Annotated in this window: 15 protein-coding genes; 9 read left to right on the top strand and 6 right to left on the bottom strand. The window is 72.3% G+C overall.

Features of this window, described 5'->3' with window-relative positions; translation table 11 throughout:
• Window positions 1-130 precede the first annotated feature (130 nt).
• Window positions 131-1,414: an adenylosuccinate synthase gene (locus ACZ3ZD_RS00265; protein ID WP_467391907.1), complete on the top strand. Its 1,284-nt coding sequence runs from the start codon at window positions 131-133 to the stop codon at window positions 1,412-1,414.
• Between the two features lie 212 nt (window positions 1,415-1,626).
• Here the strand turns inward: ACZ3ZD_RS00265 and ACZ3ZD_RS00270 are convergent, their stop codons facing one another.
• From ACZ3ZD_RS00270 to ACZ3ZD_RS00285, 4 genes are all read right to left on the bottom strand, one after another.
• On the bottom strand, window positions 1,627-1,860 hold the full coding sequence (locus ACZ3ZD_RS00270; protein ID WP_467391909.1) for a hypothetical protein: 234 nt from the start codon (window positions 1,858-1,860) through the stop codon (window positions 1,627-1,629).
• 134 nt (window positions 1,861-1,994) lie between these two features.
• Complete coding sequence (locus ACZ3ZD_RS00275) at window positions 1,995-2,645, bottom strand: hypothetical protein (RefSeq protein WP_467391911.1); 651 nt, start codon at window positions 2,643-2,645, stop codon at window positions 1,995-1,997.
• Window positions 2,646-2,766: 121 nt separating this feature from the next.
• Window positions 2,767-3,462, bottom strand: a complete 696-nt coding sequence (locus tag ACZ3ZD_RS00280) for a GntR family transcriptional regulator (RefSeq protein ID WP_467391913.1) — start codon at window positions 3,460-3,462, stop codon at window positions 2,767-2,769.
• Window positions 3,463-3,589: 127 nt separating this feature from the next.
• Window positions 3,590-4,945: an aminotransferase class III-fold pyridoxal phosphate-dependent enzyme gene (locus ACZ3ZD_RS00285; protein WP_467391915.1), complete on the bottom strand. Its 1,356-nt coding sequence runs from the start codon at window positions 4,943-4,945 to the stop codon at window positions 3,590-3,592.
• 207 nt (window positions 4,946-5,152) lie between these two features.
• Here ACZ3ZD_RS00285 and ACZ3ZD_RS00290 point away from each other — a divergent pair, with 207 nt between their 5' ends.
• The gene (locus tag ACZ3ZD_RS00290; RefSeq protein ID WP_467391917.1) at window positions 5,153-7,024 is read left to right on the top strand and encodes a serine/threonine-protein kinase; all 1,872 of its coding nucleotides are present in this window, start codon (window positions 5,153-5,155) and stop codon (window positions 7,022-7,024) included.
• Window positions 7,025-7,031: 7 nt separating this feature from the next.
• Here ACZ3ZD_RS00290 and ACZ3ZD_RS00295 read toward each other — a convergent pair whose 3' ends face one another.
• Window positions 7,032-7,781 (bottom strand): SLATT domain-containing protein, encoded by a 750-nt coding sequence (locus ACZ3ZD_RS00295; protein WP_467391919.1) that lies wholly within the window; start codon window positions 7,779-7,781, stop codon window positions 7,032-7,034.
• Window positions 7,782-8,027: 246 nt separating this feature from the next.
• Here ACZ3ZD_RS00295 and ACZ3ZD_RS00300 point away from each other — a divergent pair, with 246 nt between their 5' ends.
• The 7 genes from ACZ3ZD_RS00300 to ACZ3ZD_RS00330 all read left to right on the top strand — a co-directional run bounded on the left by ACZ3ZD_RS00300 (window position 8,028) and on the right by ACZ3ZD_RS00330 (window position 14,435).
• Window positions 8,028-8,372 (top strand): YbaB/EbfC family nucleoid-associated protein, encoded by a 345-nt coding sequence (locus tag ACZ3ZD_RS00300; RefSeq protein WP_361468534.1) that lies wholly within the window; start codon window positions 8,028-8,030, stop codon window positions 8,370-8,372.
• Between the two features lie 73 nt (window positions 8,373-8,445).
• The gene (recR, locus tag ACZ3ZD_RS00305; protein ID WP_030619515.1) at window positions 8,446-9,045 is read left to right on the top strand and encodes a recombination mediator RecR; all 600 of its coding nucleotides are present in this window, start codon (window positions 8,446-8,448) and stop codon (window positions 9,043-9,045) included.
• Entirely contained in the window at window positions 9,038-9,700 is a 663-nt protein-coding gene (locus tag ACZ3ZD_RS00310; RefSeq protein ID WP_030342448.1) for a DUF5063 domain-containing protein, read from the top strand. Before recR ends, ACZ3ZD_RS00310 begins: the two co-directional genes overlap by 8 nt.
• Before the next feature lie 171 nt (window positions 9,701-9,871).
• Window positions 9,872-11,143, top strand: coding sequence for an aspartate kinase (locus tag ACZ3ZD_RS00315; protein WP_467391923.1), 1,272 nt, complete (start codon window positions 9,872-9,874; stop codon window positions 11,141-11,143).
• The gene (locus tag ACZ3ZD_RS00320; protein WP_467391925.1) at window positions 11,143-12,222 is read left to right on the top strand and encodes an aspartate-semialdehyde dehydrogenase; all 1,080 of its coding nucleotides are present in this window, start codon (window positions 11,143-11,145) and stop codon (window positions 12,220-12,222) included. Before ACZ3ZD_RS00315 ends, ACZ3ZD_RS00320 begins: the two co-directional genes overlap by 1 nt.
• A gap of 312 nt (window positions 12,223-12,534) precedes the next feature.
• Window positions 12,535-13,215, top strand: a complete 681-nt coding sequence (locus ACZ3ZD_RS00325) for a SigE family RNA polymerase sigma factor (protein ID WP_467391927.1) — start codon at window positions 12,535-12,537, stop codon at window positions 13,213-13,215.
• A gap of 143 nt (window positions 13,216-13,358) precedes the next feature.
• Window positions 13,359-14,435 carry a hypothetical protein gene (locus tag ACZ3ZD_RS00330; protein WP_467391929.1) on the top strand — a complete coding sequence of 359 codons (1,077 nt, stop codon included), beginning with the start codon at window positions 13,359-13,361 and terminating at the stop codon, window positions 14,433-14,435.
• On the opposite strand, the gene ACZ3ZD_RS00335 is transcribed toward ACZ3ZD_RS00330, so the two are convergent.
• Window positions 14,405-16,225 (bottom strand): S9 family peptidase, encoded by a 1,821-nt coding sequence (locus ACZ3ZD_RS00335; protein ID WP_467391931.1) that lies wholly within the window; start codon window positions 16,223-16,225, stop codon window positions 14,405-14,407. The genes ACZ3ZD_RS00330 and ACZ3ZD_RS00335 overlap by 31 nt on opposite strands.
• Between the last annotated feature and the right edge of the window lie 197 nt (window positions 16,226-16,422).

Raw genomic sequence — 16,422 nt, forward strand, 5'->3', positions numbered from 1 at the left:
TTCGTCTATTCCGGGGCATCCGGTCCGACGGTTGTGTGCGACCAGCGACGGTCGCGGTGGTACGCGGCGGTGAACCTTACGCCCAAGCCCCCGACCTTGGACATGCCCCGCCCGGAAGGGGTGTACGCGCGTGCCCGCACTTGTGCTGCTCGGTGCTCAGTGGGGTGACGAAGGCAAGGGAAAGGCGACGGACCTGCTCGGTGGCTCCGTCGACTATGTGGTGCGCTACCAGGGCGGCAACAACGCCGGCCACACGGTAGTCGTGGGTGATCAGAAGTACGCCCTCCACCTTCTCCCTTCCGGGATCCTCTCGCCCTCCTGTGTCCCGGTCATCGGCAACGGCGTCGTCGTCGACCCGTCGGTCCTGCTCTCCGAGCTGAGCGGTCTGAACGAGCGTGGCGTCGACACGTCCAAGCTCCTGATCAGCGGAAACGCGCACATCATCACGCCGTACAACGTGACCGTCGACAAGGTGACGGAACGCTTCCTCGGCAAGCGCAAGATCGGCACGACCGGGCGCGGCATCGGCCCGACCTACTCCGACAAGATCAACCGGGTGGGCATCCGGGTCCAGGACCTGTACGACGAGTCGATCCTGACCCAGAAGGTCGAGGCGGCCCTCGACGTCAAGAACCAGATCCTGACCAAGCTCTACAACCGGCGCGCGATCGCCGTGAGCCAGGTGGTGGAGGAACTGCTGGGCTACGCCGAGCAGATCAGGCCGTACGTCGCCGACACCGTCCTGGTGCTCAACCAGGCCCTGGAGCAGGACAAGGTCGTGCTGTTCGAGGGCGGCCAGGGCACGCTGCTGGACATCGATCACGGCACGTACCCCTTCGTGACCTCCTCGAACCCCACGGCGGGCGGTGCGTGCACCGGCGCGGGCGTGGGTCCGACGAAGATCAGCCGGGTCATCGGCATCCTCAAGGCGTACACGACCCGCGTCGGCGCGGGCCCGTTCCCGACCGAGCTGTTCGACGAGGACGGCGAGGCGCTGCGCCGCATCGGCGGCGAGCGGGGCGTCACCACCGGCCGCGACCGGCGCTGCGGCTGGTTCGACGCGGTCATCGCCCGCTACGCGACCCGCGTCAACGGCCTGACCGACTTCTTCCTCACCAAGCTGGACGTCCTCACCGGCTGGGAGCAGATCCCGGTCTGCGTGGCCTACGAGATCGACGGCAAGCGGGTCGAGGAGCTGCCGTACTCGCAGACCGACTTCCACCACGCGAAGCCGGTCTACGAGACCCTGCCGGGCTGGTCGGAGGACATCACCAAGGCGAAGTCCTTCTCCGACCTGCCGAAGAACGCCCAGAACTACGTCAAGGCGCTGGAGGAGATGTCCGGCGCCCCGATCTCCGCGATCGGCGTGGGCCCGGGCCGGGACGAGACGATCGAGATCAACTCGTTCCTCTGACGAACGTTCCGATCCCCGGAACCGGGGATCCGACGGGATGGCCGGCGCGGAGAACCCGCCCGGCCGTCCCGCCGTCTACTGGCGGCTGCTGAGCCGGACGTTGCCCGAGTGCCGACAAGTCAAGGCAGAGCTGGACGAGCTGGGGCGGCGCGGACTGCTCCGAACCCCGGCCGTCCTCGACGTCGTCCGGCCTGGCAGGCCCCCGCTCCGGCTCAGCTCGCGCTCATCCCTCGTTCCGGCCACCGTGCCCGCTCGTCGTACACGGCGTTGATCTTCCGGGACGCTTTGAGGAAGGTGTAGTCGAGGTCGCCGTCGTCCGGCTGGGCCGTCCGCGTGTACGTGTTCATGGTCAGGAGCCGCGTCATCGTCTTCGGGTCCTCACCGAAGGAGTAGCGGATGACCGCCCCGTCCTCGGACTCCTTCTTGAAGTAGACGAGGGACGCCATCACCACTCACCTTCCAGCAGGACGTGGTCCTCGGGCAGCGCGTTGCCGGAGCGAAGGCGGTGCCGAAGACGTGCTTCTTGATCGCACCGATCTCTTCCCTGCCGCCCCGATCGGCGTTCCGAGTATGCGGCACGTCAGCTGAAGACGATCATCGAGCCCTGGGCCAGGGAGCGGGTCGCTGCCGCGTGCAGGCCCAGCCAGACGTGGCGTTCGCGGGCGAAGGGGCTGGGGTCGTAGGGGGCCGGGACGGCCGGTTCCTCCAGCTCCGTCGGGGCCGTGGGCGGGGTGGGCGGCGCCGGGGGGTTGGCCGGGTCGATGCCGATGGACGGGGCGACGTACTGCAGTTCGCGCAGCAGCGTCTGGGCGGAGCCCAAGGGGCCGCCGCCGGCGAGCAGTTCCTCGTTGGACAGCGGGTGCGGGAAGTCCACGGGGACGTACGCGCCCGCGTGGTCGTAGTGCCAGACCAGGTGCGACTGCTGGGCCGTCGCCTCGAACATCTCCAGCAACTGCTCGTAGTCACCGCCCAGTTCGTCCACCGGCGTCACCGGCAGCCCGCAGACCTGGAGCAGGTACACCCGGCGCAGGAAGTGCAGGGCGTCGTAGTCGAACCCGGCGACCGGGGCGACGTCGCCGGACAGGCCCGGCATGTACTGGTACACCGGCACCGGTGGCAGACCGGCCTCGGCCAGGGCCTTGTTGTACTGCGCGAGTTCCTCGGCGAAGGGGTTGTCCGGGGTGTGGCACAACACGTCCACGAGCGGTACCAGCCACAGGTCACAGGCCAAAGAGGGCTCCTCGCATCGGCAGGCGCGCGATCACGCACGGCAGCAGGTGGTCAGGGAAGGGTAGTCGGTACGGCCCCGGTGCGGCTCCCCTCGGGCGGCTGGGAGGGACCGTATCGGTCACTTACCCGCCTGCCAGGTGTTCCAGCAGCGCCAGCGAGTGGGCGTTGGCGTCGGCGACGATCGCGCGGGCGGCCTCGGCCTCGCGCCGGGCCAGCGCGTCGACCAGCCCGGTGTGCCCGGCCCACAGCCGGCCGCGCAGATCGGGCAGCCTGAGCAGGTGCTGCACCGCGCAGACCCAGGACTGCACGCGCAGCCGGTGCAGGAAGTCACCGAGGTAGGGGTTGCCGAACAGGGCGCTCAGCTCGCGCCAGAACCGCAGGTCGTAGCCGATGAGGACGGTGACGTCACCGGCGGCCGCCGCGCGCTGGGCCTCCTCGCCGCGGCGGCGCACGGTGGACAGGGCCGCGGCTGTCCGCGGGTCCTCGGGCGGGGTGTGGAAGGCGGGGTGGCCGATGGTGAGGGCCTGGAACATGCCGTCGGTGACCAGGCTGCGGGCCCTGATCATGTCCCGGTAGTCGGTGAGCGAGTACTCGGGCACCCGGAAGCCGCGGTGCTGGTCGGCCTCCAGGACGCCCTGCGCGGACAGGTCGACCAGTGCCTCGCGGACGGGGGTGGCGGAGACGCCGTACTGGTCGGCTATCTCCTTGACCGTGAACGCCCGGCCCGGGAGCAGCCGCCCCGCCAGCACCTCGTCGCGGAGCGCGTCCGCGATCTGCTGGCGCAGGGTACTGCGCGTCACGGCGCCGTTGCCGGGCATGGTCCGGGCCTCTCCTCACACGTCCGGGTGACGTACTCGTACGGACTCGCGATGTACGCGTGTCCCCCTTGCTTACGAGCACGTCACCTTACGCGTTCGAACCGGCCCGGCGGCAGCCGCGGTGCGGTCACACGGTGTGTTCGTCGGCGACGCTCAGCGCGGCGTCCAGCGCGGCAAGACCCGCCTTCAGTTCGGTCTCGGTGGCGTTGCACGGCGGGACCACGTGGGTACGGTTCATGTTCACGAAGGGCCACAGCCCGTTCCGCTTGGCGGCGGCGGCGAACGCGGCCATGGGGGCGTTCGCCTCGCCGGTCGCGTTGTACGGCACCAGCGGCTCGCGGGTCTCCCGGCTGCGCACCAGCTCCAGCGCCCAGAACATGCCGACACCGCGCACCTCGCCGACGCTCGGGTGGCGTTCGGCCAGCGCGGCGAGACCGGGGCCGACGACGCTCTCGCCGAGCGCCTTCGCGTTCTCGACCACGCCCTCCTCCGCCATCACGTTGATCGTGGCGACGGCGGCGGCGCAGGCCAGCGGGTGCCCGGAGTAGGTGAGCCCGCCCGGGTACGGCCGCTTGCCGAAGGTCTCGGCGATCTCGGCGGAGATGGCCACACCGCCGAGAGGCACGTAACCGGAGTTGACGCCCTTGGCGAAGGTCATCAGGTCGGGGGTGACGCCGAACAGGTCGGCCGCGAACCACTCGCCGGTGCGGCCGAAACCGGCCATGACCTCGTCCAGCACGAAGACGATCCCGTGCCGGTCGCAGATCTCGCGGACGCCGGCCAGGTAGCCGGGCGGCGGGACCATGATCCCCGCGGTGCCCGGAATGGTCTCCAGGATGATCGCGGCGATCGTCCCGGGGCCCTCGAAGGCGATCGTCGTCTCCAGGTGCTCCAGCGCCCGGGCGCACTCCTGCTCCTCGGTCTCGGCGTAGAAGCGGGAGCGGTAGAGGTACGGAGCCCAGAAGTGGACGACGCCGGCGGCGGCGCCGTCGGAGGCCCAGCGGCGCGGGTCGCCGGTGATGTTGATGGCCTGCTGGGTGCCGCCGTGGTACGAGCGGTAGGCCGAGAGCACCTTGGGGCGGCCCGTGTGCAGCCGGGCCATGCGCACCGCGTGCTCGACGGCGTCCGCCCCGCCGTTGGTGAAGAAGATCTTGTCCAGGTCGCCGGGGGTCCGCTCGGCGATCAGCCGGGCCGCCTCGGAGCGGGCCTCGACGGCGAACGCGGGCGCGAAGGTGGTCAGCTTCGCGGCCTGCTCCTGGATCGCGGCGACGACCCTGGGGTGCTGGTAGCCGATGTTGGTGAAGACGAGTCCGCTGGTGAAGTCGAGGTACCGGGTGCCGTCGTAGTCCCAGAAGTACGACCCCTCGGCGCCGGCGACGGCGAGGGGGTCGATGAGGTCCTGGGCGGACCAGGAGTGGAAGACGTGCGCGCGGTCCGCGGCCTTCACCGCGGCGCCGGTTTCGGGGCTGGGCTGAGGGGTCATGCCGGTGAGGGTAGATGTCCGCGATGCGGAAGTCCTATCGGCGTCCTGTTCCGTGGACGACGGCAATCCGCGACAGGTTGTCGAAGGAAGGGGGGCCCGGGAGGGGGATGGCCTGTTACGGAACCGTGGAGACGGGGCCGGGACCGCTGCCGTGCCGCCGCACTATTCTCGGTCGGCGTGGACCGATGGGGGGAAGGCGGCGCGGGGATGGAGAAGCTGGGACCGGGGGATCCCCCGCGGATCGGGGCGTACCGGCTGCTGGCACGGCTCGGCGCGGGCGGCATGGGGCACGTGTACCTGGCCCGCTCGGACCGGGGGCGGACGGTCGCCGTCAAGCTCGTCCGGCGGGAGCTGGCCGCGCGGGAGGAGTTCCGGGCGCGGTTCCGGCAGGAGGTGCAGGCCGCGCGCCGGGTCGGCGGTCACTGGACCGCGCCCGTGCTGGACGCGGACACCGAGGCGGCCGTGCCGTGGCTGGCGACGGGCTACGTGGCCGGACCGAGCCTGCAGCAGGTCGTCGGGCACGACCACGGGGCACTGCCCGAGCGGTCGGTACGGATCCTGGCGGCGGGGCTCGCGCAGGCGCTGAAGGACATCCACGCGGCCGGGATCGTGCACCGGGACCTCAAGCCGTCGAACGTGCTGGTGACCATCGACGGTCCGCGCGTGATCGACTTCGGCATAGCGCGGGCCCGGGAGACGGCGACCGCCGGCGGCGAGGGGCTCACCCGCACCGGGGCGCTCGTCGGCTCGCCCGGGTTCATGGCGCCCGAGCAGGTGCGCGGGGACCGGATCACCCCGGCCTGTGACGTGTTCTGCCTGGGGTCCGTGCTGGCGTACGCGGCGACCGGGGCGCTGCCCTTCGGCGGCAGCGAGAGCGGGGCGCACGCCCTGATGTTCCGCATCGCCCAGGAGGAGCCGGACCTGACGGGGGTCCCGGAGGGGATCGCCGACCTGGTCCGGGACTGCCTGCGCAAGGACCCGGGGGGCCGGCCCTCGCTCGACGCCATCCTGGAGCGGACCGGGGTGGAGGACACCGTGACCGGGGGCCGCTCCCGGGACCCCTGGCTGCCGGGTGCGCTGGTCGCGCAGCTGGGGCGGCACGCGGTGGGGCTGCTGGAGGTGGAGGACCCGGAGCGGGACGGGACGGCCGCCGAGAACGCCAGTGGTGCCGGTGCCGCCCCGGGTGCCGCCGGTGCCGGCGCGTCCCCCGAGCACGCCCCCGTGTCCGACGGCGGCCAGGCCGCCTCCCCCGACGACCGCCGGCCGACCGGGACCGCGCACGGGACCCCGCCGTCATCCGCGTTCGGGGCGCCGTACGGGGCCCCGCCGCAACCCCAGCCGCATCCCCCGCACCCGCAGCCCGCCGCGTACGGCTATCCGCCCCAGCCCGGCAGCTGGGGCGGGGCCCAGCCGTCGTACCCCTACGCGGGGCCGGGCGGCGGGTTCGGTGCCACCCCGCCGTACGGGCCGTCGGCCACCGGTACCCCGGCGGAGCCGGAGCGGCGCAACGGGCGGTCCACCGCGCTGCTCGTCGTCATCGCGCTGGTCGTCGCGCTGGGCTCGGGCGGCTCGGTGTACGCGCTGATGAACAACGGCGGTGCGACGGACGCCAAGGGCGACGGCAGGGCCACCGCGGCGCCGACCACCGGCTCCGCGTCACCGGACGGCTCCGGCGCGGCCGCCCCGGCCGACGCGACGCCGTCCCCGTCCGCCTCCACCGCCGGGGCGGTCCCGGAGACCTACCTGGGCACCTGGCGGACGGCCATCGACAGCGCGAACGGCTCCCACACCCGCCGACTGACCATCCGGCAGGGCGAGGTGGGCGACCCCGTGCTGACGCTGGTCGCGGACGGGCCGACCGAGAGCGGCGGGTCGTACCACTGCGTCTTCGCGGCGCGGCTCACCGAAGTGCCCGGCGGCGGCGGGCCGTTGGAGATCGGGCCGTCCACCGTCACCAGCGGTGAACCCGCCGCCTCCTGCACCCCGGGCGAGGCCACCGAGATCAGCCTGCTGCCCGACGGACGGCTCGAACGGGAGAAACGGAACGGCGGGGAGAGCCTGGTCTACGACAAGGGGTAGCGCACGTCTAGCGAGGCTCCGGCGGGCGTTGCCGGGGCATGTTCGGGCGGCTGCCGTTCGCCGGGGGCAGCGGGAGCCGGCCGCCGCCGCCCCCGACCTCCTGCCGTGGCACCGCCGCCACCGCCGTCTGGATCCCCAGGGGCGCCGACCCGGTGCGGAACTCCACCATCCAGTCGGTGGTCTCCGCGCGGACCAGCTCCGTGACGTCCTCCGAGAAGCGCCGCAGCACCGTCAGGCACCGCTCGGCCGCCTCGCTCGCCGTGCCCTCCGCCGGCCCCAGCACCTCCCGTACGCTCTCCGAGGCCCAGTCGAACTGGAACGCCTGCAGCCGCCGCTGCACCGCCTGCGCGGACGCGATGTCCCTCATCCAGCCGGACGTGACCCCGAAGAACCGGTCGACGCCGACACACGCGGCCGTGACCAGCAGCGCCAGACAGCCCCAGGGCGCCACCCCGCCGGCCACCCCGGTCAGCTCCAGCAGGGGCAGCGCCGCCCCGGCCACCGCACCGGCCGCCGCCCCGATCCGCAGCACGCGCGCCCCGCGCCGCTTCCAGACCCGGTCCCGCAGGTACCAGGCCGCCGTCTCCAACGCCCGCCGCTCCGCCCACCGGTACAGCTCGTCGAGCCGCTCGGCCGGCTCGCCCCAGTCGCCGAGCGGAAAGGGCCGCCCGATCAGATCGCCCGGCCGCAGCCCGGCCGCACCCTCGCCCCGCCCGTCCTGAGGCGGACCCTCGGGCTGCATCTCCGGCTGACCCACCCGGCACTCCCTACTGATCACTGATGCTCACCACCGGTCACTTTGCGTGACATTCCATGTCGGCGCGCGGCCCCCTTCCTACCGCCCAACGGGTGGCGGAGAGGGAGCTTTCCCGGCTTTTCCGCCCGGAAGAGGGCCTTGATCAGGTATACGACTGCCGAACTTGTCACTCGAAAGAGTGGCGGGGCGATGGGGGCGTGGACCACGTAGGCTCGTGCTCAAGGAGAAGACGCAGAGGAGCTGATCGTGTTTCCCGGTGGTGGCCAGGCCAATATGCAGCAGTTGCTCCAGCAGGCCCAGAAGATGCAGCAGGATCTGCAGCGGGCCCAGGAGGAGCTGGCGAACACGGAGGTCGACGGGCAGGCGGGCGGCGGTCTGGTGCAGGCCACCGTCACCGGTTCCGGCGAGCTGCGTGCGCTGAAGATCGACCCGAAGGCGGTGGACCCGGAGGACACCGAGACCCTCGCCGACCTGATCGTGGCGGCCGTCCAGGCGGCCAACGAGAACGCCCAGGCGCTCCAGCAGCAGAAGCTGGGCCCGCTCGCGCAGGGCCTGGGCGGCGGCAGCGGCATCCCGGGCCTGCCGTTCTGACGCCTCCGCCTTCCGGGCGGAGGCGGGCGCCGACTACCGTACGTACCGAAAGGTCTCCAGGAAGGGCAGTGCGTTGTACGAAGGCGTGGTCCAGGACCTCATCGACGAGCTGGGGCGGCTGCCCGGCGTCGGTCCCAAGAGCGCGCAGCGGATCGCCTTCCACATCCTGCAGGCCGAGCCGGCGGACGTGAAGCGGCTCGCGCACGCCCTCCTGGAAGTGAAGGCGAAGGTCCGCTTCTGCGCCACGTGCGGCAACGTGGCGCAGGAGGAGCTGTGCGGCATCTGCCGCGACCCGCGCCGCGACCCCGCCGTCATCTGTGTGGTGGAGGAACCCAAGGACGTCGTCGCGATCGAGCGCACCCGCGAGTTCCGGGGCCGTTACCACGTGCTCGGCGGCGCGATCAGCCCCATCGAGGGCGTGGGACCCGACGACCTGCGTATACGAGAACTTCTCGCGCGGTTGGCCGACGGGACCGTCACGGAACTGATCCTGGCCACGGATCCCAATCTGGAAGGCGAGGCCACGGCGACGTACCTCGCCCGCATGATCAAGCCCATGGGCCTGAAGGTCACCCGCCTGGCCAGCGGCCTCCCGGTGGGTGGCGACCTGGAATACGCGGACGAGGTGACCCTCGGCCGCGCCTTCGAGGGGAGACGACTCCTAGATGTCTGACGCCACGCTGCACGCCTCGACGCAGAACCCGGACGACTTCGTGGTCCAGATCGCGGACCAGGTCGAGAGCTTCCTGGTGGCCGTCACGGAGGTGGCGAGGGGCGACGAACCGGAATCGGCCGTGCCCTTCCTCCTCCTTGAGGTCTCCCAGCTCCTGCTGGCCGGCGGCCGGCTGGGCGCCCACGAGGACATCGTCCCCGAGGAGCGCTACGAGCCCGACCCGGGCCCCGAGCCCGACCTGGACGAGCTGCGGGAGAACTTCGCCCGGCTGCTGGACCCGGTCGACGTCTACTCCGAGGTCTTCGACCCCTACGAGCCCCGCAAGGCGCCGGTGCCGGCCCGGATCTCCGACGACCTCGCCGACATCATCACCGACCTGCGGCACGGCATGGTCCACTACCGGGCGGGCCGCACCACCGAGGCCCTGTGGTGGTGGCAGTTCTCCTACTTCTCCAACTGGGGTCCGACGGCCTCCGCGGTGCTGCGCGCCCTCCAGTCCGTCCTCATCCACGTCCGCCTCAACCAGCCCCTGGAGGAGCTGGACGGCCTTGACACCGACCAGGCGGACATCGGCGACGAGACGCTGGAGTTCGAGGCGGGCCGGGTCATGGCACAGGAGATCGGCGGGCCGCTCGGGATCCGGCCGGGGAAGTAGTCCGGCCGTCCCGCGGCGGCTGTGACACCGGGCACGTTCCGAGTGTCCGGCGGTCCGCTGGGCAGGTGCCGGGGGCGGGCGTCCGGACGTCTCACCATGCGGGAGCACGGTGGTGGAATGCGGACGCTCGATAGACTGAGCCGACACAAACGAACCGAGCGAGGAGCGCACGTGGGCCTTGTCGTGCAGAAGTACGGAGGCTCCTCCGTAGCCGATGCCGAGGGCATCAAGCGCGTCGCCAAGCGGATCGTGGAAGCGAAGAAGAACGGCAACCAGGTGGTTGTCGTCGTTTCCGCGATGGGCGACACGACGGACGAGCTGATCGATCTCGCCGAGCAGGTCTCTCCCATGCCTGCCGGGCGCGAATTCGACATGCTGCTGACCGCCGGAGAGCGGATCTCCATGGCCCTGCTGGCGATGGCGATCAAAAACCTGGGTCACGAGGCCCAGTCCTTCACCGGCAGCCAGGCCGGCGTCATCACCGACTCGGTCCACAACAAAGCCCGGATCATCGACGTCACGCCGGGCCGGATCAGGACGGCGCTGGACGAGGGCAACATCGCCATCGTCGCCGGTTTCCAGGGCGTCTCGCAGGACAAGAAGGACATCACCACGTTGGGCCGCGGCGGGTCCGACACCACGGCCGTGGCGCTGGCCGCCGCGCTCGACGCCGAGGTGTGCGAGATCTACACGGACGTCGACGGGGTGTTCACCGCCGACCCGCGTGTGGTGAAGAAGGCGAAGAAGATCGACTGGATCTCCTTCGAGGACATGCTGGAGCTCGCCGCCTCCGGTTCCAAGGTGCTGCTCCACCGCTGTGTGGAGTACGCCCGCCGCTACAACATCCCGATCCACGTCCGGTCGTCCTTCAGCGGACTGCAGGGCACGTGGGTCAGCAGTGAGCCGATTGGGGACAAGAAGGTGGAGCAGGCCATCATCTCCGGTGTCGCGCACGACACCTCCGAGGCCAAGATCACGGTCGTCGGTGTGCCGGACAAGCCGGGTGAGGCCGCCGCGATCTTCCGGACCATCGCCGATGCCGAGATCAACATCGACATGGTCGTGCAGAACGTGTCCGCCGCCTCCACGGGACTGACGGACATCTCCTTCACGCTGCCGAAGACCGAGGGCCGCAAGGCCATCGACGCGCTGGAGAAGAACCGCCCCGGCATCGGCTTCGACTCGCTGCGCTACGACGACCAGATCGGCAAGATCTCCCTGGTCGGCGCCGGCATGAAGACCAACCCGGGCGTCACCGCCGCCTTCTTCGAGGCGCTCAGCGACGCCGGTGTGAACATCGAGCTGATCTCGACCTCCGAGATCCGCATCTCGGTGGTCACCCGCGCCGACGACGTCCCCGAGGCCGTCCGCGCCGTGCACACCGCCTTCGGGCTGGACTCCGACTCCGACGAGGCCGTCGTCTACGGAGGCACGGGCCGCTGATGGCACCGACCGGCAAGCCGACGCTCGCGGTCGTGGGGGCGACCGGGGCCGTCGGCACGGTCATGCTCCAGATCCTGTCCCAGCGGGCCGACATCTGGGGCGAGATCCGCCTGCTCGCCTCCCCGCGCTCGGCCGGCCGCAAGCTGACCGTGCGCGGGGCGGAGGTCGAGGTGGCGGCCCTGACGGAGGACGCCTTCGCCGGGGTCGACATCGCGCTGTTCGACGTGCCCGACGAGGTCGCCGCCGAGTGGGCGCCCGTCGCCGCCGCGCGCGGCGCGGTCGTCGTCGACAACTCCGGCGCCTTCCGGACGGACCCGGACGTGCCGCTCGTCGTGCCCGAGGTCAACGCGCACACCGTACGGTCCCGCGCGCGCGGGATCGTCGCGAGCCCCAACTGCACCACCCTGACGATGATCGTCGCCCTTGGCGCGCTGCACGCCGAGTTCGGGCTGCGCGAGCTGGTGGTGTCGTCGTACCAGGCGGTGAGCGGGGCCGGGCGGGCCGGTGTGCAGGCGCTGCGGGCCCAGCTGTCCCTGGTGGCCGGGACCGAGCTGGGCACCAAGCCCGGGGACGTGCGCCGGGCCGTCGGGGAGGACACCGGGCCGTTCCCGGAGCCGGTCGCGCTGAACGTCGTCCCGTGGGCCGGCTCGCTGCGCGAGGACGGCTGGTCGTCGGAGGAGATGCAGGTCCGCGACGAGTCCCGGAAGGTCCTCGGCCTGCCGCGGCTGCCGGTCGCCGTGACCTGTGTGCGGGTGCCGGTGGTCACCACGCACTCGCTGACCGTCCACGCCCGCTTCCAGCGGGAGGTGGGCGTCGACGGCGCCCGGGAGATCCTCGCCACCGCGCCGGGCGTGGTGCTGTGCGACGACCCGGCCGCCGGCGAGTTCCCCACCCCCGCCGACGTGGTGGGTACCGACCCGACCTGGGTGGGCCGGGTGCGGCGGGCGCTGGACGACCCGACCGCGCTGGAGCTGTTCGTGTGCGGCGACAACCTGCGCAAGGGGGCCGCCCTGAACTGCGTGCAGATCGCGGAGCTGATCGCGGCGGAGACCTCGGCCCACGCTCCCCACCCTTTGTAGGATCTGTGGACGAAGTGTGGCCAGGGGCATGGTCCAATCCACTTGAACCGGCCCCCCTCGGCGACAGAGGATTTCACTCCCCGTCTCCCGCAACCGCGGGGAGGCGGGGAGCGTCTTTGCGGTCACCCTTGCGGGGCCTGGGGACGTGGTGATCCTGGCGTGGGGACGCCGTGATCGGGGCGTGGGGACGCCCGTTCAAATGGGACATAAGGGAAGAGCGGGACGCATGACGGCACTTGAGGCACCGCCGGTCGTCGCACATGTGACGCCCGGCACGTACAACCCCCGAGGGGGGAAACGTGTCCAACAGGCGTGGCAGAGGTACTCGAACTCACTGCGGTCCGCGGCGCTACGGCCCTGCGTCCCCGCGCGGCGCTCCGGCCCCGCACGCCCGGCGGCATGCCGGTGATCGCGCCCATGCCCGCAGCGCGGCCCGCCCGCATACCCAGTCAGCGCGACGGCGCCGAGGAGACCGCGGGCGCCGTGGCCACCGAGGCCGCCGGGACGACCGTCGACCACCTCACCGAGACCTACCGGGCGCACTACCGCTCGCTGCTCGGCCTCGCCGCGCTCCTCCTCGACGACACCGCCTCCTGCGAGGACGTCGTGCAGGAGGCCTTCATCCGCGTCCACTCGGCCCGCAAGCGCGTCCGCGACCCCGAGAAGACCCTCGCCTACCTGCGGCAGACCGTGGTCAACCTCTCCCGGTCCACGCTGCGCCGGCGCATCCTCGGCCTGAAGCTGCTCTCCAAGCCGATGCCCGACATGGCGAGCGCGGAGGAGGGCGCCTACGACCAGCTGGAGCGCCGGGACCTCATCAAGGCGATGAAGGGCCTGCAGCGCCGCCAGCGCGAGGTGCTCGTGCTGCGCTACTTCGCGGACATGACCGAGGCCCAGGTCGCCGAGAGCCTCGGCATATCACTGGGCTCGGTGAAGGCGTACGGCTCGCGGGGCATCGCCGCGCTGCGCGTGGCCATGGAGGCACCGGCATGAGCGACCACGCCGAAGGGGGCGACCGGAATGACGGTCACTCCGCTGACCACCACTCCCACGATCGACACGAGCCCTACGCCTGGCACGAGCCTACAGAGCGCACCCGGCACGAGCACACGCCATCGCACCCTGGGAACGGAACTGTGAACCACGGCCCCGAGGACAAGGGTCCCGAAAGGCTCGGCGGAGTCCACAGCCTGGACGGGCTCGACACGGACGAACAGGCCCTGCGCCGGCTGCTGCACTCGGCGGTCGACGACGTCCAACCGCGCACCGGCGCCCTGGACCACCTGCGCCGCGCCGTCCCCGCGCGCCGCGCCCGCAAGCGGCAGGCGGTCGTCGGCGTGGCCGCGGCGGCCCTGTTCATCGGCACCGCCGTCCCCGCCCTGGTGCACGTCTCGCAGTCCGGCGGCACCGACCCCAACACCGCCATGGCCGGCCAGAGTTCCCAGGCCCACGGCGGCACCGGCAAGGGCAGGGACAAGAGCGGCGACAAGGGCGGCAGGAAGGACGGCCCCGGTACGACGGTCAAGCCCGGCAAGGAGCAGGGCAAGAGCGGCGAGAAGAGCGACAAGGGCGGCCACACCGGCGGCACCGCCGGCGGACCCAACCCCTCCGCCACGTTCGCCTCGGGCACCCCGGTGTGCACGGCGGCCCAACTGGGCTCGGCCACCGGCACGGTGAACGCCCCCGACACCGCCGGCGTCGTCTACGGCACCTTCCGCGTCACCAACACCTCCGGCACCGCGTGCACCCTCGACGGCCCGGGCAGCGTCACCGCGACCGCCCAGGGCGCCGCCGACCCGGCCAAGATCTTCAGCGCCCGGCATGTCGCCGGTGACGCCGCGACCTCCCTGCCCGACCCCTCCCTCGAAGTCACCTCCCTGGTCCTGCAGCCCGGCTCGGCCTACGAGGAGAAGTTCGCCTTCGTCCCCTCGGAGACCTGCCCCACCGGCGGCGGCACCAGCACCGGCGGCACCGACCCGAGCGAGCCGACGCCGGACCCGACGCCGACCCAGGACGCGAGCGCCTCCGGCGGGACGACCGACGCGGGCGGCTCCGCGGGCACCACCACCCAGCTGGCCACCGAGGACGGCCCCGCCGACGGCAGCGTCGTGGTCACCCACACCGCCCAGGGCGGCGCGCCGTCGGCCACGGCGGTCGTCCCGGGCGCGTGCGCGGGCACGGTCTACTTCACCGGGGCACTGCCCGGCGCGTGACGCTCCGCGAACTCCAGTTCCAGCCTCACCTGCTTGATCCGCTCGTCCACGACCAGGGAACCGTGTCCCGCGTCGTACCGGTACACCTCGTGGACCGCGCCGCGGGCCTCCAGTCTCCTGACGTAGTTGTCGATCTGGCGGATCGGGCAGCGGGGGTCGTTGACACCCGCCGAGATGTAGACCGGGGCCTTGACCTGGTCGACGTAGGTCAGCGGGGAGGACGCGGCGAAGCGGTCCGGGACCTCCTCGGGGGTGCCGCCCAGCAGGGTGCGGTCCATGGCCTTCAGGGCCTCCATCTCGTCGTGGTACGCCGTCACGTAGTCCGCGACCGGCACCACCGCGATGCCCAGCGTCCAGGCGTCCGGCTGGGTGCCCAGCCCGAGCAGGGTGAGGTAGCCGCCCCAGGAGGCACCGGTCAGGACGAGACGGTCGGGGTCGGCGAGACCGGAGGAGACCGCCCAGTCGCGCACCGCGGCCACGTCCTCCAGCTCGATCAGGCCGACCCGGTGCTTGAGGGCGTCGGTCCAGGCGCGGCCGTAGCCCGTGGAGCCGCGGTAGTTGACGCGGACCACCGCGTACCCGTGGTCCACCCAGGCGGCCGGGCCCGCGGCGAAGGAGTCGCTGTCGTGCCAGGTCGGGCCGCCGTGCAGGTCGAACACGGTGGGCAGCGGGCCGGTGGCGCCCGCCGGCTTCTGCACCAGGGCGTGGATCCGGCCGCCGGGGCCCTCCACCCACACGTCCTCCACCGGCACCGACGGCGGGCACACCAGGCCCGGCGGGTCCAGCACCACACCGCCGGACGTGGACCGCACCGCCGGCGGCTCGGCCGCCGACGACCACAGGTACTCCACACTGCCGTCCGGGCGGGCCGTCGCACCGGAGACCGTGCCGGGCAGGGTGGGGATGCGGGTCAGCTCGCGGGCCGCCAGGTCGTACCGGAACAGCTCGCTGCGGGCCTCGAAGCCGTGGGCGACGAGCAGGGCCGAGCCGTCCGGATACCACTCGGCGCTGACGTCACCCGGCAGGTCCAGGACCAGGTCCGTCTCCTCACCCGTCGCCACGTCCCACACCAGGGGCTCCCAGCGGCCCCGGCGCTGGTGGCCGATGAGCAGCCGGGTGTCCCCGTCGACCGGGGCGAAGCCCAGCACCTCCAGGCCCAGCTCCCGCGTGCCGCCCTCGGTGTCGTCCAGCTCGGCGACCGTCGTGCCGTCCGGGCGGAGCACCCGCAGCGCCGCGTGCATGGCGTCGCCGTGCTCGGTGTGCTCGACGGCGATCAGGGAGCCGTCGTGCGAGAGGTCGCCGACACCCGCCGACTCGCGGTGCCGGTAGATCTCCACCGGGGCCGCGTCCCCGCTCGCCAGGTGGATCGTCGTACCGTCCTCGTCCGTGGAGCGGCCGACGACCGCCGTGCGGCCGTCGCGGGACAGGGCCAGGCCGGCCGGGTAGGACGGGTCGAGGCCGGGCACGGCCGGCTCGTCCGGGCCGCCCGCGAAGGGCTGGCGGCGCCAGATGCCGAACTCGTCGCCGTCCTTGTCGTCGAACCACCAGATCCACGCGCCGTCCGGCGAGAGCACGCCGTCCGTCGTGCCGTTCGGCCGGTCGGTCGCCTGCCGCTGCTCACCTGTCGCTCTGTCCCAGGCGTACAGCTCGTACGTCCCGGTCGCGTTCGACACGAACAGGGAACGGTCCGGGGCGTCCTCCGCCCAGTCGGGCAGGGAGACCCGCGGCGCCCGGAAGCGCTTCTCCCAGTCCGGCATGTCCGGTGTCCCCGGCGTCCTGCTCTCACTCATGGCCCCAGTCATGCGCCCATACTGCCTGGCCGCGCCGACAATCGGGGGACGGGTGTGCCCAGCCTGTGGACAACCTCCCGCGCGGGCGGTCCGGGCCGGGCGGGCGGAGGCCGGCCCGCGGTCCGGGCACAGGGCGACTCGCAGTCCGGGCACAGGGCGACTCGCGGCGCGGGCAAAGGCCGACCCGCGGCCGAGCG

Source organism: Streptomyces sp. NPDC023481 (assembly GCF_055560195.1).

Coding starts and splice junctions, on each gene's coding strand:
- ACZ3ZD_RS00280 (WP_467391913.1), bottom strand. CDS start 3,462: ATGCCCGGCAACGGCGCCGTGACGCGCAGTACCCTGCGCCAGCAGATC.
- ACZ3ZD_RS00270 (WP_467391909.1), bottom strand. CDS start 1,860: ATGGCGTCCCTCGTCTACTTCAAGAAGGAGTCCGAGGACGGGGCGGTC.
- ACZ3ZD_RS00285 (WP_467391915.1), bottom strand. CDS start 4,945: ATGACCCCTCAGCCCAGCCCCGAAACCGGCGCCGCGGTGAAGGCCGCG.
- ACZ3ZD_RS00310 (WP_030342448.1), top strand. CDS start 9,038: ATGTCTGACGCCACGCTGCACGCCTCGACGCAGAACCCGGACGACTTC.
- ACZ3ZD_RS00290 (WP_467391917.1), top strand. CDS start 5,153: ATGGAGAAGCTGGGACCGGGGGATCCCCCGCGGATCGGGGCGTACCGG.
- ACZ3ZD_RS00320 (WP_467391925.1), top strand. CDS start 11,143: ATGGCACCGACCGGCAAGCCGACGCTCGCGGTCGTGGGGGCGACCGGG.
- ACZ3ZD_RS00335 (WP_467391931.1), bottom strand. CDS start 16,225: ATGAGTGAGAGCAGGACGCCGGGGACACCGGACATGCCGGACTGGGAG.